At 49.4% G+C, this 23,621-nt stretch carries 20 protein-coding genes and 1 pseudogene; 3 read left to right on the top strand and 18 right to left on the bottom strand.

Annotated elements, in window-relative coordinates; translation table 11 throughout:
• Positions 1–36 precede the first annotated feature (36 nt).
• The 3 genes from mgrA to WDY75_RS23210 form a co-directional block, all read right to left on the bottom strand.
• Complete coding sequence (gene mgrA, locus WDY75_RS23200; protein WP_006208885.1) at positions 37–1,062, bottom strand: L-glyceraldehyde 3-phosphate reductase; 1,026 nt, start codon at positions 1,060–1,062, stop codon at positions 37–39.
• Positions 1,063–1,186: 124 nt separating this feature from the next.
• A complete protein-coding gene (locus WDY75_RS23205) occupies positions 1,187–1,939 on the bottom strand; it encodes an NAD-dependent protein deacylase (protein ID WP_006208884.1) in 753 nt (250 codons plus the stop codon).
• Positions 1,940–1,975: 36 nt separating this feature from the next.
• Entirely contained in the window at positions 1,976–2,743 is a 768-nt protein-coding gene (locus WDY75_RS23210) for an HAD family hydrolase (protein ID WP_063479767.1), read from the bottom strand.
• Between the two features lie 210 nt (positions 2,744–2,953).
• On the opposite strand from WDY75_RS23210, the pseudogene WDY75_RS23215 reads away from it, so the two are divergent.
• Positions 2,954–3,193 (top strand): annotated as a pseudogene (locus WDY75_RS23215) (KGG domain-containing protein); the annotation flags it as partial.
• 238 nt (positions 3,194–3,431) lie between these two features.
• Positions 3,432–5,120 (top strand): dihydroxy-acid dehydratase, encoded by a 1,689-nt coding sequence (gene ilvD / locus WDY75_RS23220; protein ID WP_063478887.1) that lies wholly within the window; start codon positions 3,432–3,434, stop codon positions 5,118–5,120.
• A 130-nt stretch (positions 5,121–5,250) separates the two neighbouring features.
• Here the strand turns inward: ilvD and WDY75_RS23225 are convergent, their stop codons facing one another.
• On the bottom strand, positions 5,251–6,633 hold the full coding sequence (locus WDY75_RS23225; RefSeq protein WP_063478886.1) for a polysaccharide deacetylase family protein: 1,383 nt from the start codon (positions 6,631–6,633) through the stop codon (positions 5,251–5,253).
• A gap of 142 nt (positions 6,634–6,775) precedes the next feature.
• On the opposite strand from WDY75_RS23225, the gene WDY75_RS23230 reads away from it, so the two are divergent.
• Positions 6,776–7,945 (top strand): AI-2E family transporter, encoded by a 1,170-nt coding sequence (locus WDY75_RS23230; RefSeq protein ID WP_006208878.1) that lies wholly within the window; start codon positions 6,776–6,778, stop codon positions 7,943–7,945.
• Here WDY75_RS23230 and WDY75_RS23235 read toward each other — a convergent pair.
• From WDY75_RS23235 to WDY75_RS23300, 14 genes are all read right to left on the bottom strand, one after another.
• Positions 7,888–9,684, bottom strand: coding sequence for a peptidoglycan D,D-transpeptidase FtsI family protein (locus WDY75_RS23235; protein ID WP_063478885.1), 1,797 nt, complete (start codon positions 9,682–9,684; stop codon positions 7,888–7,890). The genes WDY75_RS23230 and WDY75_RS23235 overlap by 58 nt on opposite strands.
• Positions 9,685–9,852: 168 nt before the next feature.
• A complete protein-coding gene (locus tag WDY75_RS23240) occupies positions 9,853–12,027 on the bottom strand; it encodes a methyl-accepting chemotaxis protein (protein ID WP_040680437.1) in 2,175 nt (724 codons plus the stop codon).
• A 214-nt stretch (positions 12,028–12,241) separates the two neighbouring features.
• Positions 12,242–13,585 carry a peptidase U32 family protein gene (locus WDY75_RS23245; RefSeq protein ID WP_063478884.1) on the bottom strand — a complete coding sequence of 448 codons (1,344 nt, stop codon included), beginning with the start codon at positions 13,583–13,585 and terminating at the stop codon, positions 12,242–12,244.
• Positions 13,586–13,597: 12 nt separating this feature from the next.
• Positions 13,598–14,530, bottom strand: coding sequence for a peptidase U32 family protein (locus WDY75_RS23250; protein ID WP_006208874.1), 933 nt, complete (start codon positions 14,528–14,530; stop codon positions 13,598–13,600).
• A 76-nt stretch (positions 14,531–14,606) separates the two neighbouring features.
• Positions 14,607–15,650 (bottom strand): endolytic transglycosylase MltG, encoded by a 1,044-nt coding sequence (mltG, locus tag WDY75_RS23255; protein ID WP_063479766.1) that lies wholly within the window; start codon positions 15,648–15,650, stop codon positions 14,607–14,609.
• 95 nt (positions 15,651–15,745) lie between these two features.
• Positions 15,746–16,057, bottom strand: coding sequence for a DUF1292 domain-containing protein (locus WDY75_RS23260; RefSeq protein WP_006208872.1), 312 nt, complete (start codon positions 16,055–16,057; stop codon positions 15,746–15,748).
• Positions 16,057–16,359 (bottom strand): DUF1292 domain-containing protein, encoded by a 303-nt coding sequence (locus tag WDY75_RS23265; protein WP_006208871.1) that lies wholly within the window; start codon positions 16,357–16,359, stop codon positions 16,057–16,059. Before WDY75_RS23265 ends, WDY75_RS23260 begins: the two co-directional genes overlap by 1 nt.
• A 17-nt stretch (positions 16,360–16,376) precedes the next feature.
• On the bottom strand, positions 16,377–16,790 hold the full coding sequence (gene ruvX, locus WDY75_RS23270; protein ID WP_006208870.1) for a Holliday junction resolvase RuvX: 414 nt from the start codon (positions 16,788–16,790) through the stop codon (positions 16,377–16,379).
• Between the two features lie 12 nt (positions 16,791–16,802).
• Positions 16,803–17,063: an IreB family regulatory phosphoprotein gene (locus WDY75_RS23275; protein ID WP_006208869.1), complete on the bottom strand. Its 261-nt coding sequence runs from the start codon at positions 17,061–17,063 to the stop codon at positions 16,803–16,805.
• A gap of 210 nt (positions 17,064–17,273) precedes the next feature.
• On the bottom strand, positions 17,274–19,901 hold the full coding sequence (alaS, locus tag WDY75_RS23280; protein ID WP_063478883.1) for an alanine--tRNA ligase: 2,628 nt from the start codon (positions 19,899–19,901) through the stop codon (positions 17,274–17,276).
• A 418-nt stretch (positions 19,902–20,319) separates the two neighbouring features.
• Positions 20,320–21,387: an AI-2E family transporter gene (locus tag WDY75_RS23285; protein ID WP_006208866.1), complete on the bottom strand. Its 1,068-nt coding sequence runs from the start codon at positions 21,385–21,387 to the stop codon at positions 20,320–20,322.
• A 158-nt stretch (positions 21,388–21,545) separates the two neighbouring features.
• Positions 21,546–21,755: a hypothetical protein gene (locus tag WDY75_RS23290; protein ID WP_006208865.1), complete on the bottom strand. Its 210-nt coding sequence runs from the start codon at positions 21,753–21,755 to the stop codon at positions 21,546–21,548.
• Positions 21,756–21,766: 11 nt separating this feature from the next.
• Positions 21,767–22,288, bottom strand: a complete 522-nt coding sequence (locus WDY75_RS23295; protein ID WP_006208864.1) for a PRC-barrel domain-containing protein — start codon at positions 22,286–22,288, stop codon at positions 21,767–21,769.
• A 141-nt stretch (positions 22,289–22,429) separates the two neighbouring features.
• The gene (locus WDY75_RS23300; RefSeq protein WP_006208863.1) at positions 22,430–23,575 is read right to left on the bottom strand and encodes a cysteine desulfurase family protein; all 1,146 of its coding nucleotides are present in this window, start codon (positions 23,573–23,575) and stop codon (positions 22,430–22,432) included.
• Positions 23,576–23,621 lie beyond the last annotated feature (46 nt).

A 23,621-nucleotide genomic window follows, 5' to 3' on the forward strand; every position in this document is an offset into this window, starting at 1 on the left:
CTTCTTCGTTTCGCTAGGTTTAGTTTGGCTATTGCATCAATTATTCTGGCCCTCTGCAGTTGATCCGTTCTCCGTCCTCAGAATCGCTTCAATGCGATCCAGCTCTTCCTTCGAGAACTCCAGATTGTTCAAGGCAGCCACATTGTCTTCGATCTGGCTTACCTTGCTCGCGCCGATGAGGGCAGATGTCACTCTGCCGCCCCGAAGCACCCACGCCAGGGCAAATTGGGCAAGACTTTGGTTCCTCGCTTGCGCGATCTGGTTCAGCGCCCTGATCTTGCGCAGCACCTCAGGCGTGATGTTGCTTTCGTTCAAGAACACGGACGCGCTTGCCGCACGCGAATCGCCAGGTACGCCGTTCAGGTATTTATTGGTCAAGAGTCCTTGGGCAAGCGGGGTAAACGCGATGCTTCCCACACCATTCTCGTCCAGAACATCGAGCAAGCCGTTCTCCACCCAGCGGTCCAGCATGGAATAACTCGGCTGGTGAATAAGCAGCGGAGTGCCCAGGCTTTTCAGAATGGAGATCGCTTCCCGCGTCTTCTCCGGCGAATAGTTGGACACCCCAACATAAAGCGCCTTGCCGGAACGTACCAGATGATCCAAGGCGACCATGGTTTCTTCAAGCGGCGTTTCCGGATCCATCCGATGATGATAGAAAATATCGACGTAATCCAGGCCCATCCGCTTCAGACTCTGATCGAGACTTGACACCAGATATTTACGAGAACCATGGTCCCCGTATGGCCCAGGCCACATGTAATAACCCGCTTTGGATGAAACAACGATTTCATCGCGGTAGGCTTTGAGGTCACGGGAGAGAATTTTGCCAAATGTCTCTTCGGCAGATCCTGCAGGCGGTCCATAATTGTTCGCCAGATCGAAGTGGGTAATGCCCAGATCGAAGGAACGCGTAACCATGCTCCGCCCGTTTTCATACGTGTCGATACCACCGAAATTATGCCATAATCCAAGGGAGATTGCCGGAAGTTTCAGCCCGGAACGCCCCACACGGTTATATTTCATTCCTTCATAGCGGTCTTCGCTAGCCACATAGGTCACTTGCAATCCCTGCCTCTCTAAAGTGAATAGATCCATTGCTAAATTCATCTTAACGTGTTTCGCTGGACTTTGACAAGAAAACGATTACAGTTATGCGTGCAGCAACACGCCGCAGCTGTCGCCGCTACGTGCTGATCAGCTTATCCACTTGTGTCATGACCTGCCCGATCCGATCGGCGATCAAGAGGCCGGCCCGGTGATCGTACGGGGTCGGATCTGCATTCAGCAGAGCCACCTTGCTTCCTTGAAAATAGGATATCAGCCCAGCCGCAGGATGAACCGTCAGGGAAGTCCCGCCGATGATCAGCAAGTCCGCTGTCGATATTTCCTGAATCGAGCGCATAATAATGTTCTGGTCCAGCTCCTCTTCATACAGCACGACATCCGGTCTGATCAGCCCACCGCAATCCTTGCAGCGCGGGACAACTTCCTTAATGTCCATAATATCCTGCAGGCTGTAGAACCTTGCGCAATCCATGCAATAATTGCGGTGTACAGAGCCGTGAAGCTCCATCACATCGGAGCATCCTGCGCTCTGATGGAGTCCGTCGATATTTTGCGTAATCACCGCTTTCAGTTTCCCGTCAAATGCAAGCCTCGACAATAGCCGGTGACAGCCGTTTGGCTGTGCATTCGGATGAAGCATCTTGCTTCGGTAAAAATCATAAAACACGTCCGGATGCTTCATAAAAAACGTGTGGCTAAGCATAACCTCCGGCGGATATGGCGATTGATGCTCGCTCTGGTAAAGCCCGGCTGCTGAACGGAAGTCAGGTATTCCGCTCTCCGTGGAGGTACCGGCGCCCCCGAAAAAAACAATGTAGTCGCTCGCTTCGATCCATGTTGCCAACTGCTCGATCTTCTCCCTGTTCTCCACTCTAAACACCTCCGTACAGCCCTAAAAATATCACGTCTACCTGTGCACGTCTAATTCATTATAATCGGATATGACAACATCGGCATCTGTTAGATGTGATGTGTCCCCTTCATCCGTCAACAACCCTACGGCCAGGGCCGCACCTGCTTGTTTGGCCATCTGCATATCCCCATTGCTGTCACCGATGACAACCGTTTCTTCCGGCTTCACTCCGAGGAGACCGCATGCCGTTTCGGTCATCTCCGGATGCGGCTTACCGTTTCCAACCTGATCTCTTCCTATAATGACGGTAAAATAAGAGCGCAGCCCCATCCACTCCAGCTGTTCCAGTGCACCCGAGGTCTGATCGGACGTGACCACTGCCATTTTCACAGAGGCCAAACTGCATTTCCTCAGAAAATCTTCCAGCCCCGGCATCGGAAATGCCGGTTTTCGCTGACGAACTTCATACATCGCATTTTTCGTGATCTGATTGACCTGCACAATGGCTTCGTTCCAAGGCATTCCCGCTGCGTACAGTTGCCATGCCAGCAGCCCCGTCGTCTCTTCCACGGTCCCCATGGCGAGCGGCCCCCTGACATCGTAACCGGACACGCGCCCGCTTACATCATGCTTCGTGCCCAGCACCTTCTCTGTGGGCAGCGTGAAGCCGGCTCCCATCAGCCCCAGCCGCTCTTCCATGTACTTGAGGACATACTCGGCCCAGCCTCCCCACAGCGCCATGAAATGGAGCAGCGTACCGTCTTTATCAAACAAGATCGCTTTGCAGGGAATGGAGTGTCCCTTCACTTGAAAAAACGGCAATGTCATAAAACCTCCCTATCCTATTCATGATCATACTCTTATTAAACCATGAAATAAACTCTGATTTAAGCGGAATTGCCGCTTTCCTTCAGAAATTCATCCCAAACTGACATTTACCAATCTTTAGTCGATTGTTTTGATTCATGACAAATAAGTCGTGGTAAGTAACATATACGCATAGCAAATACGACGGTAAAGGAGTGATTTGTGATGGCACAAAACGGCAATCGCAAGATGACCCGCGAAGAAGCTGGACGTCTTGGCGGCGAAGCGACAGCAAAGAATCATAGCCGCGAGTTCTATAAGGAAATCGGCAAAAAGGGCGGCAAAGCGACGTCCAAAAACCACAGCCGCGAGTTTTACCAGGAAATCGGTCAGAAAGGCGGCGAAGCCACCTCGCGGAATCATGATCGTGAATTCTATCAGGAAATCGGCCGCAAAGGCGGCAAGAAATAATGATAAACACTCGAATGAGCAGCCTGCTCCCATTCATGGGACAGGCTCTTTTCATGCCGCAGCAACAGGCCTCCCTCCATTGTTTCCTAATTAATATCATGTAGAAAAACCTACCTTTTTGTGATAGACTCATTTAAAACCTATTCGCTGTTCACAGGTACCCGGCTGCTTTGCCGGAAGACCGCGCTAAAGCGCAACAATTTTATAATAGATCTGGGGGGAAATCGACATCATGGCAACCAAAAAAATGCGTTCAGACATGATCAAGAAAGGCTTTGACCGCGCACCGCACCGCAGCCTTCTGCGTGCAGCAGGCGTTAAGGAAGAGGATTTCGGCAAACCGTTTATCGCCGTATGTAACTCCTACATCGACATCGTTCCCGGTCATGTGCATCTGCAGGAATTCGGAAAAATCGTGAAAGAAGCGATTCGTGAAGCGGGCGGCGTTCCATTCGAATTCAACACCATTGGGGTTGATGACGGCATCGCCATGGGACATATCGGCATGCGTTACTCACTGCCAAGCCGCGAGATCATCGCGGACTCCTTGGAGACGGTCGTATCCGCTCACTGGTTCGACGGTATGGTCTGCATTCCGAACTGCGACAAAATCACGCCGGGCATGCTGATGGGCGCCCTTCGCGTTAACATCCCGACAGTTTTTGTCAGCGGCGGACCGATGAAAGCCGGCGTGGACAGCAAAGGACGCAAATTGTCCCTGACCTCTGTATTTGAAGGAGTCGGCGCTCACCAGGTTGGTAAAATCAATGATGATGAGCTGCTGGAATTGGAACAATTCGGATGTCCTACTTGTGGATCCTGTTCGGGCATGTTCACGGCCAATTCCATGAACTGCCTTGCCGAGGCGCTGGGTCTGGCTCTGCCGGGCAACGGTACCATCCTTGCCATCGCTGAAGAGCGTAAGGAATTCGTAAAACAATCAGCTACACAATTGATGGAACTTGTGAAAATGGATCTCAAGCCGCGTGATATCGTAACGGTTGAAGCGATTGACAACGCGTTTGCACTGGATATGGCCATGGGCGGTTCCACCAATACGGTGCTGCATACGTTGGCACTTGCTCATGAAGCTGGTCTCGATTATCCGCTTGAGCGTATCAATGAAGTTGCCGACCGTGTTCCTCACATCTCCAAACTCGCTCCAGCTTCGGATTACTTTATCGAGGATGTACACTTGGCAGGCGGTGTTAGTGCGGTCCTGCACGAGCTCCTCAAGAAACCGGGTGCATTGCATGGAGATCGTATCACCGTAACCGGCAAGACGCTGGCGGAGAACGTGGAAGGCTGTGAAATCCAGGACACCAACGTTATCCATCCGATTGACAGTCCTTATTCCGAGCGCGGCGGACTCGCTGTCCTGTACGGCAACCTGGCTCCTGAAGGTTCCATCATCAAGGTCGGCGCTGTTGATGCGTCGGTTGGCGGGTATCATAAGGGGCCTGCCATCTGCTTCAACTCTCAGGATGAGGCGCTTAGTGGCATTGCCAACGGCAAAGTTAAGGAAGGCCATGTGGTTGTCATTCGTTATGAAGGTCCTAAAGGCGGTCCGGGTATGCCAGAAATGCTGGCACCAACCTCGCAAATCGCCGGTATGGGTCTTGGAGCCAAAGTCGGCCTGATCACGGACGGACGCTTCTCCGGTGCTTCCCGTGGTATTAGTATCGGTCATATCTCGCCGGAAGCTGCCGAAGGCGGACCTATCGCATTCGTTGAAGATGGCGATATCATTGAGCTTGATCTGATCAACCGCACCATTCAATTGCTGGGCGTCAGTGATGAAGAAATGGCGATTCGCCGCAGCAAATGGGTCGATTTCGAGCCAAAAGTTAAAACCGGTTACCTCGCCCGCTATTCGAAGCTTGTAACGAATGCAAGCTCAGGCGGCGTATTGAAAATCTAATTACAGCATAGCAAGGGGGTTATTCCTCGCAGGCATTGAACAGCCTGCGGGAATAACCCCCTTTTTTATATCGATGAACATTTAATGTCATAATTAATCATGATAGCAGTAAAAAGTCCAATCTTTCCACTTACATTCCTTGCGATGCGCTGGCAACTGCCAAATCCCCCATCTGTTCCTGCTGCAATTGCTGCGGTTCCTCCTTTGGAGGCTGAACCTGTGTCTTCTTCTCAGCATAACGTTCGATCAGAACGTCCACTGGCATCATGAGCATTTTCGGCTCCATCATCTGGCTTCCTTCCTTCAGGCGGGCCTGACCTTTGGGATGAATAACACTGAGCAGCAGTTTAAGATACAGTCTGGTCGAACTTGCGAACAGCCCCCGCGGTAAATCCATGACATGAAATCCGAACTGCTCCGGTCCCCGTGAAATCATGGTAACGGCATACAAACCTTTGACATCCTTGAATTCGGGACGCTCCAGCACCATATTGGCGAGGGAAGGCAGATCGTTCTGCACGGCGCGAATCATTTTAATCGCAAGCTGCACCTCCGAACGGGAGCGGCTGCCAATCTCGAACAATTTTTTGTTGTCAAAATGAAGCTCAAGGACCTCGTCTCCCTTTTCCAGGCGGCTCCCATCCTCCATCACGACGGTTTTCCCGGCAAACGGCCGTTTACGGAAATGGAGCATCGGGTCTGAAGGAGAGACCGTTTCGAGTGCAAACACGGCATGAAAGACTTTTTCCCACAAAAGCCACAATGAAACCATCACGCGCTTCAGAGGAGACAGCTTCCTCGCTTTCGCTTTGCTCTCCTTAGCCATCATATCGTCGATTCGGATACTTCTCATCCCCTTCTGCTCTGCGGCATTCAGTACACGCTCCAATGCGATGAGCATCTGCTCCGGTGCGTCCGGGTTTGCTCCCATGGTCGTCCCGCAGTCATGAAGCAGCATCACCTCGCCGCCGCGAAGCTTGGCTAGCATTCGCTGAGTCAGTTTGTCAGCGCCGATCTTGCTGCGCCAGTCATTAAACATGGATGACCACAAGATGATGCGACAACCGGTATTCTTGGCAAAATCGAACAGATTCACAATTCCCCAAGGCGGTCGGTAATAACCTGAACGTTCACCAGTTATGGTGTAGATAATATCATCCGTTCGCTTTACTTGCTTACGAACCGTCACAGGTCTCATCAGCCAGTTGCTCTTGTGAACATAGTTATGGATCCCGATCAGATGGCCTTCGTGATGAATGCGTTTTACAACTTCTGGATGTTTCTCTGCATGGGAACCAACCAGGAAAAAGGTCGCTTTCATATCATACTGCTTCAGAAGATCCAGAAGCCTTGGCGTATAGAGAGGATCAGGCCCATCATCAAAGGTTAAGGCGAACTCGTTTGTGCCTGTGCCCCTGCGAAATACTCGGAAACCAAATATTCGGGTCAGGATGCCGGGAATAAATGCATAAAAAGATGAAAGGTAAAACAACCATAGCAGTAATGTTTGCATGCTAACTCCCCGCTTTTTCTTTCTTTTTCTAATTAACACACTATTATTATTTTAGCATAGCACTTAAAGAAATAGGCTTTTTTTTCACAAATCGTGTACAATGATATCAATTAATAAAGTATAAAGGAGCCGATATTCCACTATGCTTCCCTTGTATAAAAAATATTGGAGAACCGCTTTCGATATTGGATTAATCGTACTTACGGTTTACCTGGTCATGTACATATTCAGCAAGCTTTACCAGATTGCGGCTCCCGTGTTTTTATCTTTCCTCGTTTTCCTGATTATTGAGCCTTTATCCAAATTCCTGCACCGCAGGGGTCTTCCGAAGCCGTTTGCCGCCGCGATATCCGTTCTGCTCTTCCTGCTGATTATCCTCGGCATCTTGTTCGGAGCAGGGGCACTCATTGTATCGCAGTTCATGAACCTGCAGGAGAATTTGCCGGCTTACACCGCAACGATTCAAAAACATTTCTCCGAGGGTCTGATCTTCCTGCAAAGCAAGCTCGAGGCACTGCCGCCTGATCTGACAGAACGGGTTAACGGCTATTTTCAAGACATTACCGCTTTTGCTCAAGGGGCTGCCGAGTCGTTCTTTCATTATATCGTTGGTTTCATGGGTTCATTCTCCTCGTTCATCACCAGCTTCGGGGTAGCGATCATTCTCGCCTTTTTCCTGAGCATTGAGATTGGCAGCTGGCGGAGAATCGCAAAAGAAAAAACGCCCAAAACCTTCAAGATGGCCTTTGTCTTTCTGAAGGAAAATGTATTTAAGGCGATCGGTTCTTATTTAAAAGCTCAGATGAAGCTGGTCAGCATTACGTTTGTTATTGTATACATAGGGCTGTTGATATTAGGTACAGGCAACTCGCTGTCCATTGCGCTTATCTGTGCTGTATTCGATGTATTGCCGCTGCTGGGTGTTCCCGTTATTCTTATTCCGTGGATTGTTTATTTGTTTATTGTCGGCAATACAGGGCTTGCCATTGGACTAATCGTTCTGCTGGCGGTTGTCATGATCTCCAGACAACTGCTTGAACCGAAGATTACAGGCAACTCAATTGGCGTCTCATCTGCATTTTTGATGTTGTCCTTCATGATGATTTCGCTGTCCATATTTGGAGTTGCCGGTTTGATTCTGGCTCCGATCCTGCTGATTCTCATTAAGGAATTGCTTACACAAGGATACCTGCAGCAATGGATTCATCTGCCGAGAGAAGAATTCGATGTGTCTCCTTGGGACATGTCCCGCTCTTATGCGGAGCCCGAGCCCGAGGGCGATTCAACCGAAGCCAAGAAGTCAGAAACCTGACCGAATATCTCCGTCGCCTGATTGCTGCTGCTTGGACTCCGATTCTCCACCAACACAGCCACAGCGTATCGTGGCTTCTCCACGGGGCCGTAACCGACAAACCACTGGTTGTTTCGGGGACGGCCCTTTACGGTTACCTGAGCCGTTCCAGATTTCCCTGCAAGTGTCCATTTCCGGTTTTTCAAAGAACTGCCTGTCCCCTCTTGAACCACATCCTCCATCCATTCCAGCAGAATGGATGAGGTTTCCCGGGAAATACCTTGTGCTGACTTACGCTCCTTAAGCGGATGGGTATCCTGAAGCAATTGGCCATTAGCGTACCGAATCTGTTGTAGAATACGAGGTTTGGTCTTTACACCGCCGTGAAGCAGAGTCACAATCGCATTTGCCGCCTGCAGCGGGGACACGGCCGCATCCCTTTGCCCTATGCTAGTCTGTACCCTAACCCCTGCATCAGAAGCATCCACGGAGTCCGAGAATACCGTCCCCTTCTCCTCATGGTCCAATGGAACAAAAGAACGAAGACCTAAGAATTCCTGTGATCTCCAGCCCACAGTTTGCCCAAAACCAAGCGCCGATGCCGCATCCGCTATTTGCTGTGCGGATAATCTTTCCGCAAGGGTAGCGAAGACGACATTACATGATTCGGCAAAACCCTCGCGAAGCCCAATCGTTCCATGTCCACCCTCTTTCCAGCAGGAAAGTCCGAACTTGCCGTATTCGCCGTCACAATGGAAGTGCTCTTCAGGGGAGCTTAAATCATGCTCAAGAATTGCAGATGCCGTGACAATTTTGAAAATGGAGCCAGGAGTTGCCGCTTTCAAGGCACGATTTTCCCACTGCCCGTCCTTTGGATGAATCTGCTCCGGATTATAGAACGGCCTTGAGACCATAGAAACAATATCGGCATTGTGCGCATCCAGTACAACAACGGCCCCTTCCTTCATGCCCGCTTTCTCCGTTATAGCTTCGATCCCTTTTTGAATATCAATATCAATCGTTGTGGATACCCTCAAGGGATAGTACGGATTATCCGGCGCCTTTACCATCGGCTTGATATCCTGTATCACCTCATTGGTACTGTTGACTGGAAAATAAACGATGGTAGGACCTTCTCCCCGTATCAGTGAATCCATCGTTTTCTCCAAACCGCTCGTCCCCGTAACCTCCGGATAATCACGAAAAAACAGATTCTCCTTCCGCTGGCCGGATACAAAACCAAGCCACTGCATGCCCGATTGGCGATTGCCGTAGCGCTGCTCATAAGGAAGAACCTTCAGTTTGGGAAGTTCAAGCTCTTGGATCTGCTGGATCTGAGCTTTGGTTAGGGTACGAGGAATGACCGTATTCTCTCCATGCCACAACTTCGGCTCCTTTAGCTTGCCCCATGTCTGTACCAAACGATCCTTATTTGTCCCCAGGATGCGGGCCAGCTGAACTAACTGATTATGGGAGTCCTTCAGCTCTTTCTCGCTTACCGGGAACAACACCACTGTCCAAACCAGCTTACCCGTGAGCGGCTTTCCGTTCCGGTCTGTAAATTGACCGCGGCCAGAATCCAGCACAATGCCTCGTTCGCGCTGTATGAGGGAGGCCTCAACCATCGTATGCCGACTGCCGGGGACCCGCTGATGTTTCATCACAAGCTGCACCCATGCGAGTCTTAGGGTCAAAATGGCGATAAGCATCGTCAATATCAGCCATCCGTATGTAATTCGCTTATTTCGGATCAGCCTCATGTCCTGCTCCTCCAATTAGTTCTTTGTTTCTCCATTATTTCCATGTGGAACCTGAATCAATCACATTGAACTGATAGGGGAGGATTATCAGAAGGTAATGAGTGAGCCGGGTAGACAAAAAGACTGCTCCATCAGTCTTAACTGATAGAGCAGTCTATGAATGGAATATTACAGTCTAAAGCGAGACAAGGTCTCTTTAAGCTCATTCGATACATTTTCCAGCTGTGATGACAGATTAACCAACTGACTGCTAACACTTTGCTGCTCCGTTGAGAGAGAAGCTACCTCTTCGGAAGTCGCCGAGGATTCCTCGGCAACCGCACTGACGTTGCTCATCGCTTCAGAGAGCACATTCTGGGATTCGTTCAGCTCATCAATGGAATGCGTTACAGAATCCAAACGTTCGATAAAGTCTACCATCTGCTGCTGGACGGATACGAAGATGTCATTCGTTTCCTTCACGGCATCCATCTGGCCTTTGAACAGCGGATTTGCATCCAGCAGTACCTGAACGGTTTCATTCATTTCGGTCATGATACGGTCTGTGATCTGGCTAACCATATCTATGGATTGCCTGGACTGGTCCGCCAACTGGCGGATTTCATCGGCGACAACCATAAACCCTTTGCCCGCTGCTCCTGCACGGGCCGCTTCAATCGTTGCATTCAAGGAAAGGATGTTCGTTTGCTTCGTGATGTTCTGAAGTACATCCAGCACTTTGACAACCGAAGAAGTCGTTTCCTTCAAGCCATCCACCTTGTGCATCATGGAACGTGTCATATCCTCGGTCTGGTGTGTCTTGTCGAGCAAGTCGCTCAGATGCTTCGTGCCCAGCTCACTGGAGCTTTCCACATGACGGGCCGATTTGCCCATCTCATCGTTAGCCGTAACAACAATTTGCATCTGCTTCGAGATATTGTTGGTCAGATCGCTGCCGCGCTCGGCTTCAACTGCCAAGCTGCTGGCTCCGTTCGCAATCTCCTCGGTGGCAACGGCAATTTCTTTTGCAGAGATGGCCGTTTTCTTCGAGGCATCACTTAACTCTGCAGCCGTCTTGAGTACTTCCTGAGCCGTATTGCTTGTTTGCTGCACGAGGCCGGTAATCTGCTCCATCATATCGTTAAAACTTGCGGAGAGCTGACCGATTTCATCCTGGCTCTTATGGTCTGTGCGAACATTCAGATTACCTTTTGCGCCTTCCTTCATCAGGAGGTTGAGCTTGCCTAATGGACGGGCAATCATTCTCACCATCCAAATACCGATCAGTATGGCGAATATAACGTCAACGGCTGCCACTATCAGCGTAATTGTCAAAATGCTCGTTGCATCCTTCGTCAGTTCACTGGTTTGAACCGATCCCACAAGCTTCCAATCATTGGTGCTCAGCGTATTATAAACGGCCAATACCTGCTTGCCGTTCTCATCCTTGGTTCTTACGTTATCCGTCTTCGTTTCTGCCTTGAATTCCTTTGTAAATGCCCAAGCTGTCTCTGAACCCACGATCGAACTCTCACTGGAGGATACAATCGTGCCCTCTGGGCTGATCAACTGCAGCTGGCCGTTTTCACCCAGGTCAATCCCCTTCAGTTGCGTATCCAGTACGGAAGCGTTAAGTTCAAACATAACAACGTACGTAGAAGTCAGATCATTCATTGATCCAAGAGAGCGTGCAATCGTAAAGTACGGAGCTCCGCTGTTCTGCGTTGTTGGCAGCCACACAATCTTTTTGTCGCCATCCTTCAGCTCTGTATACCAGCTTTGTTCAAGCACGGTTTTGGAGGTCTCCGAGGTTTGCCCCGCCGAGATCATCTTCTCACCTTTGTCAGGGATCAGATAAATAGCCCTGATGGACGAATCTGACGTGATTTGGTTAGATAGTTTATCCCGAATGCTGCGTTCTACGGTAAACGAATCATAATCACTCAAGTTTTTATCCGAGTACTCTGACAACAGCTTCTGCAGTTCAATATCATAGAAAATTTGCCGTCCAGCGTTCTCGTACTTATCCAAGATGATGTCGATTTTCTCAGAAGTTTGAATGATCGTCTGCTGATTGCCGTTGGCAGCATTCTTCTCAATGGTGCTCTTCGCTTTACTGTAAGAGAGATAACCCAACACGATAACAAAAAATACGATCGCTGACAAAAAGATTAAAAACAACCGGATCCCTACGGATTTTGCCGGGTTCACAGGCATTCGGCTGATGGCCGTTCCCATGTTTGAAATGAACGACTTTGCATTATGTATTCCCGTTGATGCCGAAGGTGCTTTCTTTTTCTCTTTGTTTCCCCCGAGCTTCTTGTCTCTTTTCGGCTTCTTATCATGCTGTTCGACTTCTGACATTAGCTGTTCACCTACCACAATCATAATATTAATACGCCGGCTAATCTCTTGAACGTATTCGTTACTTTTTATTTCGACAATTGGAGGTGTTTTCCTTTGGGTTTTCGCAAAAAAATAATCCATTACTCCTAATTTTTTTGAAAATAAAAAGAATCCAAGGTCCATCCACGGACCCGGATTCTCATGTGTGTAGTTATATAGAACTATATCTTTTTTACCCTTTGCGCTTTCGCATCATATCAAAGTTACGCACCGGCTGATCCACTTGCAAGCGAATAAGCTGTAAGGGATGCCGTGCCGCGTTCAGCTCATTTCCATCCTCATCCTGAATAGGGCCAACTACCTGCTTGAAGAAGGTACCTTCTGGGCCAAAAAACTCAATTTCGTCACCAGGCTTAAAATGGTTTCGCTGCTGTATTACAGCTGTACCTGAGTGCTTGTCATACGCCATAACCAATCCGGCAAAATCATAAGGCACGGCCTTCTCTTCCGGTTCATAGATATGGTCCTCATGATCCGGGGTATCATAGAAGAATCCGGTATTCAGCGGTCGATTGGCCGCTTTGTTGATTTCCTCGATCCATTCCGGCTTCAGCACGTAATGTTCAGGGTCTGCCATATAGGAATCAATCGCCTGTCTGTACACATTAACAACCGTAGCTACGTAATGAATGGATTTCATCCGGCCCTCAATCTTGAAGCTGTCAATGCCGACCTCAATCAGGTCCGGAATATGCTCCAGCATGCAAAGATCCTTCGACCCCATGGTAAATTGGTTGTCCTCCGGTTGAAACAACGGAATCTGTGTAACGCCCGGTTTGAATGGAGACGGCCTCGATGCCCGCTGTTCCATCATCTGCACCTCTTCGGATACCCAGTTGCCGTTATCTTCTCTTCCATCCTCAAACAAATCGTATTTCCAGCGGCAGGATTGGCAGCAGCCGCCCCGGTTGGAGTCACGATCCGTAAAATGATTTGACAACACACAGCGTCCGGAAAAGGAGGAACACATCGCACCATGAATAAAGGCTTCGATCTCAATATCAACATGCTCTTTAATCGTTGCAATTTCTTCTATGCTCGTCTCGCGGCCCAGCACAACCCTTGGTAATCCTTCATCCTTCCAGAACTTCACGGCCTGCCAATTAAGCGTAGACTGTTGTGTGCTCAGATGAACCTCAAGTTTGGGCGCGGCACGCTTGGCAACCTCAATGATGGCCGGATCTGCGGCTATAATCGCTGCGATGCCCGCTTCCTCCAAGCTGCGCAGATAGGATTCAATCCCCTCTACGTCCTCATTATGCGCGTAGATATTGGATGCCACGAATACTTTAGCACCGTATTTCTTGGCGAACTCCACGCCTTCCTTCATTTCCTCGAAGCTGAAATTGTCCGCGTTCGAACGAAGACCGTATTTCTGTCCTCCAATATAAACTGCATCGGCGCCGTAGTGCACCGCAAATTTCAACTTTTCCAAATTACCAGCCGGGGCGAGCAGTTCTGGCTTGTCCAGGCGATAGCGTTTGCCCTTGTATTTTGGCTGTGCCATTGCTTCCATGCTGTACACTCCTTAATAAACTTGTTCCTTATAGAAAAATCCAAACGATAACTCTCGCTCCGGATCCTGAATGGCACGAATTTCATCCATCCAATCCTCCTGAAATGCATAGGAAGAAGGGTCCGCAGTATATAAATCAATCGCCTTGCGGTAAATGCTTATCACAAGCTTATTATATTGGCGCGGCTTCAGCAGCGTCTCCACCTTAAAGCTGTCAAGACCGGCTGCCATCAACAGATGCAGATCCTCGAGGATACAAATATCCTCCGAACTCATAATATGAGTTCCGTTGACATCTTCGTAAATGGGATATTTCTCGTCTTGGCGCTCAGCCTCAATGAGAAACAGTCCCCGTTCCTTGTCCAGACTGCCTTCATTTACGGGTCTACCTTGCTGCGACATATAACTGTTCACCAGACGCCGCTTGGAATGGTAGATATTGGTCATGCCATGGACCTGAACCTGTGCTTCCACTTGAAGCAGCGGCTTCATGTCCGTTACTTCATCCATATTTAATTCACGCGCAAGAATGACCCGGGATGCGCCTTTGCTCCCCCAGTAATTGGACGTTGAGTAGTTTGTGGCCGTCATTTCCGCATTCCAGTGCAGTTTAATCTGAGGAGCTAGCTCCTTCACCGCAGTAAGTACGGACGGATCGTTAAACTCCACCGCATCCACGCCGATTTCACCCAGTGCCTTGACATAAGCAGGAAGCTCAGGCAGCAAATCATTGGTCATCAGGTTATTTAAGCTTACATACACTTTACTTCCCTGTCCATGCGCATGCTGGACTACTTGACGAATGTCGTTCAAGGTCAGACTGCCGGGCAGTCGCATGCCAAAACGATCTTCACCAACCAGCAAAGCATCCGCTCCCGCTTCCAGGTAAGCAGCAGCATCTTCCAAGGAACCAGCAGCCGCCAATAATTCAGGTTTGATACTCATGAAATATTTCCTCCCTATTCGGGGTTGTTCAAAAAGGATCCTGTCTATTGAATCCGGATCTTTTGATCAAGTCATATTATGGTTGTGCCATTTTCTTACTCTTCTCAATGTTTTTCAAATGCTCTTTATACGTTTTAGCAAACAAATGCTCTTGCGTACCGTCTTTCTTGGTTACGTAGAACAAATAGTCTGATTTCTCCGGATTCAGAGCGGCCTGAATGGACTCCAAACTCGGGCTCGAGATTGGACCGGGCGGCAGCCCCTTTTGTCGGTAGGTGTTATACGGGCTTTCAACCTCCAGATCGGCATAAAGCAACCGTTCCTTCGGTTTATCTAACAGGTATTGAACAGTCGCATCAATCTCAAGCCGCATATCTTCTTCCAGCCTGTTATAGATAACGCCGGCTACAAGAGCTCTCTCCTGTTCTGCAACCACTTCCCGCTCAACCAGTGAAGCAATGGTCATAAGCTCATGGAACGTCACGCCGCGTGCCTCCAGTTGGCTCTGCAAATCAGGAATTTCCGCAAGACGTTTCTCGGTTTCCTTGAGCATGGTCTCCACAATGCCTTTAGCTGTTAGATTCTTCTTCGGCACATCGTAGGTTGCAGGAAACAAATAGCCCTCCAGATGGTGCCTGAGATCCGTTCCTTCCGGGATCTCACCTACAATCGGTACGTCCCAACCGGTAGTCTGATCCACAGCATCCAGAAATTCCTTCTCATCGATTCCGCTCTCACGAGCGATGGTTTCTGCCATCTGGAGAATGGTGTAACCCTCAGGAATGGTGAACCGGACCATTTCCTCCGCCTTCACTTCACCGTTGCTCATCTTGGACAGCAGCTCCTTGAAGGGGGTTCCCGGTGTAGCCTCATATGTGCCGGCCATAAGCCGGCTGCCTTCGTTCGTAATCTTCAGATAACCTTTAAGTATAAGGGCGTTCTTGATCAGACCCTTGTCCTCAAGCAGATCGGCAATGGATGATGTGCTCATTCCGGACTCCACCGTGAATTCAACCGGTGTTTCAGAGGTTGTAACAGGCTGTAAACCGTTCCAAATGTAGAACAAGCCTCCGCCGGCAATAAGGATCAGAACCAATACCGCAATAGCCAGTTTCTTCAATCTACTCATCCCTTCACACCAAAAGGGGCGGACAAGCTCCGCCCCTTCCTGAACTTTCATTTGAAAACGTAAGCACGTGCCTCTTACGAGAACAATTAATCCTCGTCTCCCTCGGGAAACGTCAGCTCATCGTACAGCTCCGATACGTTCTCCCATTCCTCGTCATCATCGATGGTTGAGAGTTCCAATCCGCCATCCGCATCCTTTACGATACGAAGCACCTCGTACTCCTCATCCGTACGGTCCGGCTGAACCAGAATGGCATATCCTTGGCCATCCACTTCAAATTCGGCGGCAATATCATATACCTCGATATGGCCTTTGTCGTCCTCAAGCTCCACACTCTCACCGAATGCTTCCTTAAGTACTTGGGTCCATACGATATTTTCAACCGAAAAATCAGTCATCATTCGTCTCTCCCGTCCAGCTCATCCACGAGCGTATTGAAGGTTTCCTCAACAATGGCCCATTCTTCATCGTCTTCAATCATAAACAATTTCAGATCTTCTCCATCTTCCTCATAACGGAAGGCGTAGACCTCGTCTGTTTCTTCGTCTGCGGACTCTCTTGGTACAACCATCATATATTTAGCATCCGAGCCATCAACCTCGAATTTCATGATGACTTCGAATTCTTCCTCGTTGCCTTCATCATCGGGAATATAAATAATTTCCGGTTCTTCTTCCATACCAATATGCTCATTAGCCATTGTTATCACCCTCACCTTTACCTTTTAGAATCCAAGTAGTTTTGCAAAATCAAGCTTGCCGCCATCTTATCTACAACCTGTTTTCGCTTCTTTCGGCTGACATCGGCTTCAAGCAATGTCCTTTCAGCGGATACTGTTGATAGCCGTTCATCCCAAAGGTGAACGGGCAAGGATAGGGACTCTCGCAATGTATTTGCGAATTCCATGCAGATTTCGCCCCGTGGACCAATCGTGCCATTCATATTTTTAGGCAAGCCGACTACAACCTCACCGACCTCGTTCTCTTTGACGAGTGTGGCAATCCTGACCAGCTCACCTTCATCACGGCGGCGTTCGATAACTTCAACCCCTTGGGCCGTCCATCCGAACACATCGCTTATGGCAACACCGATTCTGCGGTCCCCGTAATCTAATCCCATGATTTTCTTCATCCCTGTGTACTCCTAACGGTGACTGGCTAAATAGAACCGGACCAGTTCTTCAATCAATTCATCTCGCTCTTTCTTCCGGATCAAACTTCTGGCATTATTGTGCCGAGGTATATAAGCTGGATCCCCGGACAAAAGATACCCTACGATTTGGTTAATCGGATTGTACTCCTTCTCTACCAGCGAATCATATACCGAAAGTAGAATGTCCTGGGCGGAAGCCTCCTTCTCATCACCTTTTACATTGAACTTGACTGTCTTATCCATGGAGTCCATGTGTGACACACCTCGCTTCTTCAAAGAACATGAGTTACCATGCTTCGTCGAATAAATATTTACCAGCTTGATCTAGTTATATCATAACATAACCCTAAGTCTCTACGGAAATCCAAAGCGAAATATTTAGGAAGTGTTCCAAAAAATTCAGGATTGTGTACAGCAAAAATATTGATTCCGGTTTGCTGTACACAATCTGGACAAGAAAGGTTATACGCCCTTGGCCACAAGTTCCTCTGCGTGCTGCAGCGCTTGGGCAAGCTTGGAAGCATCCTTGCCTCCGGCTTGCGCCATATCCGGACGGCCGCCACCGCCACCGCCGCATACGGAAGCCACTTCCTTAACGAGCTTGCCTGCATGGTAGCCCTTTTTCACCAGATCCTGCGGAACAGCTACAACAAAATTCACCTTGTCGTCTGCCTTGGAACCGAGTACCAGAATGGCATCCGGCAATTTGCCTTTCAATTCGTCGGCGATACCCCGAAGTCCGTCCATGCTGCCTGCCTGTACTTCCACAGCAAGCAGAGGCGTATTTCCAACCTGCTTCACTTTATCGGTCAATTGGCTGGCCTCAATGGCTCCCAGCTTGCCTTGCAGGGACTCGTTCTCGCGGGCAAGATCCTTCACTTGTTGATTCAGGCCCTCAATCCGCTTCGGCACATCCGTAAGATTGCTCTTCAGCAGGCCGGCGGCTTGTTTGAGCAGATCCAACTGTTCCTCCAGATGCTCGTAAGCATAGCGGCCCGTTACCGCCTCAATCCGGCGTACGCCCGATCCGATCCCGCTCTCGCCCAGCAGCTTAAAGATTCCGATCTGGGACGTATTCCCCACATGACATCCGCCGCAAAGCTCGATGCTGTAATCGCCGACTTGAACCACTCGGACGATGTCGCCGTACTTCTCTCCGAACAAAGCCATGGCGCCCATTGCTTTCGCTTCGTCAATGCCCTTGCGTTCGATGACAACCGGGATGCTCTTCCATACCTGCTCATTAACCCGGCGCTCAATATCGCCAAGCTCCTCTTGCGTGATGCTGCCAAAATGGGAGAAGTCAAAACGCAGACGCTGCGGCTCAACCAGGGAACCTGCCTGGTTCACATGATCGCCCAACACTTCTTTTAACGCTTTGTGCAGAAGGTGAGTCGCCGTATGGTTCTTGACGATATCATTGCGCATGGAGGCATTCACCTGTGCTGTCACGGTATCGCCCACTTTAAGCTCGCCGAGTTCTACAGTTACAAAGTGTACATGCTGTCCATGAGGAGCCTTGAAGAGACCTTCGACTCGGGCACGGACAGATCCGCCCTCCAAAACACCCTGATCGCTCACCTGACCGCCGCTTTCGGCATAGAACGGCGTAGCATCCAGAATGACTTGACAGGTCTGGCCTTCGCTCACGCTGTCGGCAAAACTGTCATCGGACACGATGGCGAGTACTTTCGCCTCGCGAACGGTGTCATTATATCCAACAAATTCACTTTTAACCGTATAATCGGAAAGAACGCCGCCTTGTATCTTCATGCTTTCCGTCTCATGACGGGCTGCACGCGCACGATCGCGCTGTTCCTTCATCGCAGCGTCAAAGCCTTCGCGGTCCACGGTCAAACCGTTCTCAGAAGCATAATCTTCCGTCAAATCAAACGGGAAGCCATAGGTATCATACAATTTAAATGCGTCGCTGCCGCTGATCACCGATTTTCCCTGCTTTTTGGCTTCAGCGCTGACCTCCGCCAAGATGCCGAGCCCATCCGAAAGCGTTTTGTGGAACTGTTCCTCTTCCGTCGCAACCACCTTCTCAATGAATGCCCGCTTCTCCACGACCTCCGGGTAGTACACTCCCATAATATCGCCCACAGTTTCAGTCAAGGTGTACATGAACGGTTTGTCCAGCCCCAGCACCTTGCCATAACGCACCGCACGACGGAGCAAACGGCGGATCACGTAACCGCGTCCTTCATTCGAAGGCAACACGCCATCACCTACGGCAAACACAACCGTGCGAATATGGTCCGCAATAACCTTCAGCGCCACATCATACTCAGGAGACTCATTATATTTCACGCCAGCCAGTTCCGCCGTTCTCTGAATAATAGGCTGGAACAAATCGGTGTCGAAGTTGGAGTCTACATTTTGCAGAATGGATGCAAAGCGCTCCAGACCGGCGCCCGTATCAATATTCTTGTTGGGAAGCGGCGTATAACTGCCGTCCTTGTTCAGGTTGAACTGGGTGAATACCAGGTTCCACACTTCAAGCCAGCGTTCATTCTCTCCGCCAGGAAACATCTCCGATTCCGGAGTGCCCTTGCCGTATTCTTCGCCACGGTCATAGAAAATTTCGGTACAAGGGCCGCAAGGACCTTCGCCAATCTCCCAAAAGTTATCCTGCAGCTTAATGATGCGGCTCTCCGGCAGACCTATTTTTTCATTCCACAATTTAAATGCTTCTTCGTCTTCGGGATAAACGGTGACAGACAGCTTCTCGGGATCGAATCCGATCCACTTCTTGTCGGTCAAAAATTCCCAGGCCCACGTGATAACTTCTTCTTTAAAGTAGTCTCCGATGGAGAAGTTGCCCAGCATTTCAAAAAACGTATGGTGACGGCGCGTCTTGCCGACATTCTCAATATCGTTGGTACGAATACATTTTTGCGAGTTTGCAATTCTCGGATTCTCAGGCTTCACGCGCCCGTCAAAGTAAGGCTTGAGTGGAGCCATACCTGCATTAATCCAGAGCAGGGACGGGTCATTATGCGGTACAAGCGATGCACTCGGTTCAATATTGTGGCCTTTCTCAGCAAAAAACTCCAGCCATTTGGAACGGATTTCACTAGCTATCATCTCTACACATCCTCCAGTCGTAATATAGGGATCGGATTGACTTGCATCCAAACACAAAAAACGCCCCTGAAATAATTCAGGGACGATGTTCTCGCGGTACCACCCTGGTTATCGCCCATTTCAGCTCCAGACTGTTTCCCTGGAGAAGCACGTGACGATCGCCTTGTTGCAGCTTGATAACGGGGGCCAGCCGGTGAATTTGACTCACACTCAAAAATTAGCTGTTCAGCTTGGGACACTTCCAGGTTCTCGCAGCCAGACGGATGATTGCCCGTAAGGAACCTGTTCTCTGAGCAAGGTACTCTAAGCCTACTTGATTTTCTCATCGATTTGTACGGTTATGGATCTAACATTTCAAGTATATCTAGGGTGAATCTATCTGTCAATGCAGGAGCATGGCAAGTCTGAATTGGAGCAATCAGCCTGATTTCCTTCTTACATAATAGGCAAAAAAATGCTGCAGCAGCACTTTGATGACAGCAAAAACGGGCACAGCCAAAATCAAGCCCACTGTTCCTGCCAACTGCCCCCCGACTAACAGGGCAAAAATGATCAACAGTGGATGCATATGCAGCTTTTTTCCCACCACTTGGGGTGAAATGACGTTGCTCTCCAGCGTCTGACAGATCATATTCACAACCACCACAAGCAGCACCATCTTCCATGAAATGGTGGATGCCATCACAAGCGCAGGAGCCGCGCCGAGAAAAGGGCCTAAATACGGAATGATGTTGAACACCGCCACGATGCTGGCCAGCAGCAGTGCGTAAGGCATGCCCACGATAATATACCCCACGTAAGCCAGAACGCCGATGATCAAGCACACCAGAAACTGCCCGCGGACATAATTCCCAAGCGCCGTGTCGATCTCCTTAAGCAGCATGACAATTGATTTGCGATGACTCCGGGGCAGATACGATACGGCGGTTCGCTGGAACACCTCAAAATCTTTTAATATGTAAAAGATCAGGAACGGAACAATCAATACATTAAACAGGATGTTGATGGTGTTGCCGATATTGTCCATAAAAGCCGTGATGCCGCCAGCGAGCCTCGATTCCATCTGAAAGAACCAGCTGTTCATCCCCGTGCGAACCCCAGGCGGCAGCAGCCTGCTATCCAGATTGGTCATGAGACTTTGAGCATTCATTGTTAATTCGGGCAGATGCTCATTAAGCTCTTCCAGCTGCCGAATCAGCATCGGAATCATATTAATCAGAATGACCGCGAGCGAGGTCAGAAAGACGGCATAAATGATCAGCACGGCCATGCTGCGGGGAACTTTGCGGTCGGAGAGCATGCATACAACCGGATTGAGCACATAAGATATGATCATGGCAACCAGAAATGGTGCCAGAACAGCCTTGAGAAATCGATAGACATCCAGAAACAGCGGACGCAGCAGCCAGACAAAGTAAAGAGAGATCAATCCAAGCATCAACCATACCAATAATCGAAACCACTTGCTCTCCGTCAGCTGTTCCACAGGGTACCCTCCTTTTTCGCAAGCTATCCTGTAGTATATGTACAAGCTTCCAGAAATAAACTAAGATTTCCAGCAGCGGACATGAAAAAAGACTCCTGCTATACAGCCGCATCGGCCTTTGGCAAGGAGTCGTTTATCTTGTAATATGTACGCGCACTTTAAGAGGACGCGTGTATTTGAGGGAAATCCGGCTGCATTTCATCGCCGAAGAACAGGTCATCCAGCGAGCTGAGCGTGCCGTCCTCTTCTACTTGGTATACTGACATTTTCTCTCCGTTGACTGTCAATTCGATAAAGCAACCCCAGCAATAAAACTGGTGGGAGCCAATCTTTCCGATATCTTTGGAACTACAGTTTGGACATTTCATCCTACCTCACCCTATCCGTTCACAGAATTAATGGCTTTTTCCAGACGCTGTTCGCTCATCGGGGGTACCATGACGGCACTCTCGCCGATAGCCATTTCCGCTGTGCAAGGCAGCCATTTGCGACCTTCGATCAAATCCGATACAAATCCATCAGATATTTCTAACCCTAGTATTGTATTGCCCTGTTCCTGCTCAAAATAAACATCCGATATACGTCCAAGCAGGATTCCATCCTCGGTCAAGACCTGCATCTCTTTCAGTTTGCGCTTGCCCAACAGGTACGTAAGCGGTATATCATTGGCGCCCAGCTTTCGGACAGCCTCCTGGTTGCGAATCATGACGGCATCTTCCCCATAGGCTACAATATCTTCCCATGAGACGCTTTTCACATGAGTGGAAAACAAAGCCTTGCCGTCCAGTTCCAATCCGGTGATCAACCAGTTCTCATCTAGTATAAAATCGTGGATTTTGCCGATTTCCTTACCGTTCTCCACGTCGAATACAGCCAGTCCAATCATTTCTTGAAGTTTCATAATACGGTGGACACCTCCTCATCCTCCATGGGTTTAAAATCAACCGCCGGTCAAAACGACATCCGACTAACGGCCAATCTCAAAGGATGAAATGGACGAACGCATACCCCCTTTTCCTTAGAAGAAGAAATCCCTTAACATCTATTTACGTAACCGATTAAGGATGGTTCCAATTTTTTGGGCAGTGTACTCCATTTCTTGAGTAGTATTACCCAAACCGAAACTAAAACGAATCGCAGAGCGCAAAACAGGGTCAGAAAGTTTCATGGATTGGAGTACATGGGATACTTCCAGAGATCCCGACGTGCAGGCTGAGCCGCTTGCTGCCGCAATCCCTTCCATATCGAGGTTCATCAGCATAGACTCCGTGTTGGAACCAGAAAAGCTGATATTTAGGATGTGAGGTAGGTAATGATCCAGGTTTCCGTTGATCACAAAAGAATCCTCGCCAATCTCCTGACGAAGACCCTGAAGCAGGGTTGATCTCAGCCCGCTGTAATGCTGAATACGCTGCTCCATGTTTCTCACGGCCAATTCCACAGCCGCTGCAAAACCGGCTATTCCAGCCATATTCTCGGTTCCGGCACGACGTTTCTTCTCCTGCAGCCCTCCGAACAGGCGTGGGGTTACACTGATTCCTCTGCGGACAACCAAAGCCCCAACGCCCTGCGGTCCGTTGATTTTGTGAGCGGAGAAGCTCCACATATCCACCGGCAGGTCGCGGCATGAGATTGCCTCTGAGCCCAGAGCTTGCACAGCATCACTGTGGAACACAATTCCCCGGCTGCGGCATACCTCGCCGATCTCAGCAATCGGTTGAACAGTGCCTACTTCATTATTACCGTACATAATCGTCACAAGCACCGTGTTGTCCTTGATCGCGCCGACAATGTCCTCCACGGACACACGTCCTGTACTGTCTACAGGGACATAGGTCACCTCACAGCCCTGCCGTTCCAGCTCATGGCATGTATGAAGCACTGCATGGTGCTCGATCGCTGACGTAATGACGTGTTTGCCCTTCGTTCCGAGCGATTCCAGCATTCCCAAAATAGCCAGATTATCGCTTTCGGTTCCGCCTGCGGTAAACACCAGCTCGTCCGACTGGCATCCTAAAAGGGCCGCGATTTGATCACGCGCCCCGCTTATAATCTTCTTCGCTTCTCGTCCAAAGGCATGGACGCTTGAAGCGTTGCCGTATTGGCCTGTCATCACATTCATCATCCGCTGGGCAACTTCCGGGTGCACCGGAGTTGATGCGGCATGATCCAGATATATTGATTTCATAATAGGTCACCCTTAAATGTAGAACATATATCTGACAGGATCTACA

It is taken from the genome of Paenibacillus glucanolyticus, from assembly GCF_037333485.1.
In the GTDB taxonomy this organism is placed as follows: Bacteria; Bacillota; Bacilli; order Paenibacillales; family Paenibacillaceae; genus Paenibacillus_AQ; species Paenibacillus_AQ glucanolyticus.

Bases quoted from the DNA above. Each gene is read 5' to 3' on its own strand.
- ilvD (WP_063478887.1), top strand. From the start codon at position 3,432: ATGGCAACCAAAAAAATGCGTTCAGACATGATCAAGAAAGGCTTTGAC.
- WDY75_RS23225 (WP_063478886.1), bottom strand. From the start codon at position 6,633: ATGCAAACATTACTGCTATGGTTGTTTTACCTTTCATCTTTTTATGCA.
- WDY75_RS23230 (WP_006208878.1), top strand. From the start codon at position 6,776: ATGCTTCCCTTGTATAAAAAATATTGGAGAACCGCTTTCGATATTGGA.
- WDY75_RS23235 (WP_063478885.1), bottom strand. From the start codon at position 9,684: ATGAGGCTGATCCGAAATAAGCGAATTACATACGGATGGCTGATATTG.
- WDY75_RS23240 (WP_040680437.1), bottom strand. From the start codon at position 12,027: ATGTCAGAAGTCGAACAGCATGATAAGAAGCCGAAAAGAGACAAGAAG.
- WDY75_RS23245 (WP_063478884.1), bottom strand. From the start codon at position 13,585: ATGGAAGCAATGGCACAGCCAAAATACAAGGGCAAACGCTATCGCCTG.
- WDY75_RS23250 (WP_006208874.1), bottom strand. From the start codon at position 14,530: ATGAGTATCAAACCTGAATTATTGGCGGCTGCTGGTTCCTTGGAAGAT.
- WDY75_RS23260 (WP_006208872.1), bottom strand. From the start codon at position 16,057: ATGACTGATTTTTCGGTTGAAAATATCGTATGGACCCAAGTACTTAAG.
- WDY75_RS23265 (WP_006208871.1), bottom strand. From the start codon at position 16,359: ATGGCTAATGAGCATATTGGTATGGAAGAAGAACCGGAAATTATTTAT.
- ruvX (WP_006208870.1), bottom strand. From the start codon at position 16,790: ATGAAGAAAATCATGGGATTAGATTACGGGGACCGCAGAATCGGTGTT.
- WDY75_RS23275 (WP_006208869.1), bottom strand. From the start codon at position 17,063: ATGGACTCCATGGATAAGACAGTCAAGTTCAATGTAAAAGGTGATGAG.
- alaS (WP_063478883.1), bottom strand. From the start codon at position 19,901: ATGATAGCTAGTGAAATCCGTTCCAAATGGCTGGAGTTTTTTGCTGAG.
- WDY75_RS23290 (WP_006208865.1), bottom strand. From the start codon at position 21,755: ATGAAATGTCCAAACTGTAGTTCCAAAGATATCGGAAAGATTGGCTCC.
- WDY75_RS23295 (WP_006208864.1), bottom strand. From the start codon at position 22,288: ATGAAACTTCAAGAAATGATTGGACTGGCTGTATTCGACGTGGAGAAC.
- WDY75_RS23300 (WP_006208863.1), bottom strand. From the start codon at position 23,575: ATGAAATCAATATATCTGGATCATGCCGCATCAACTCCGGTGCACCCG.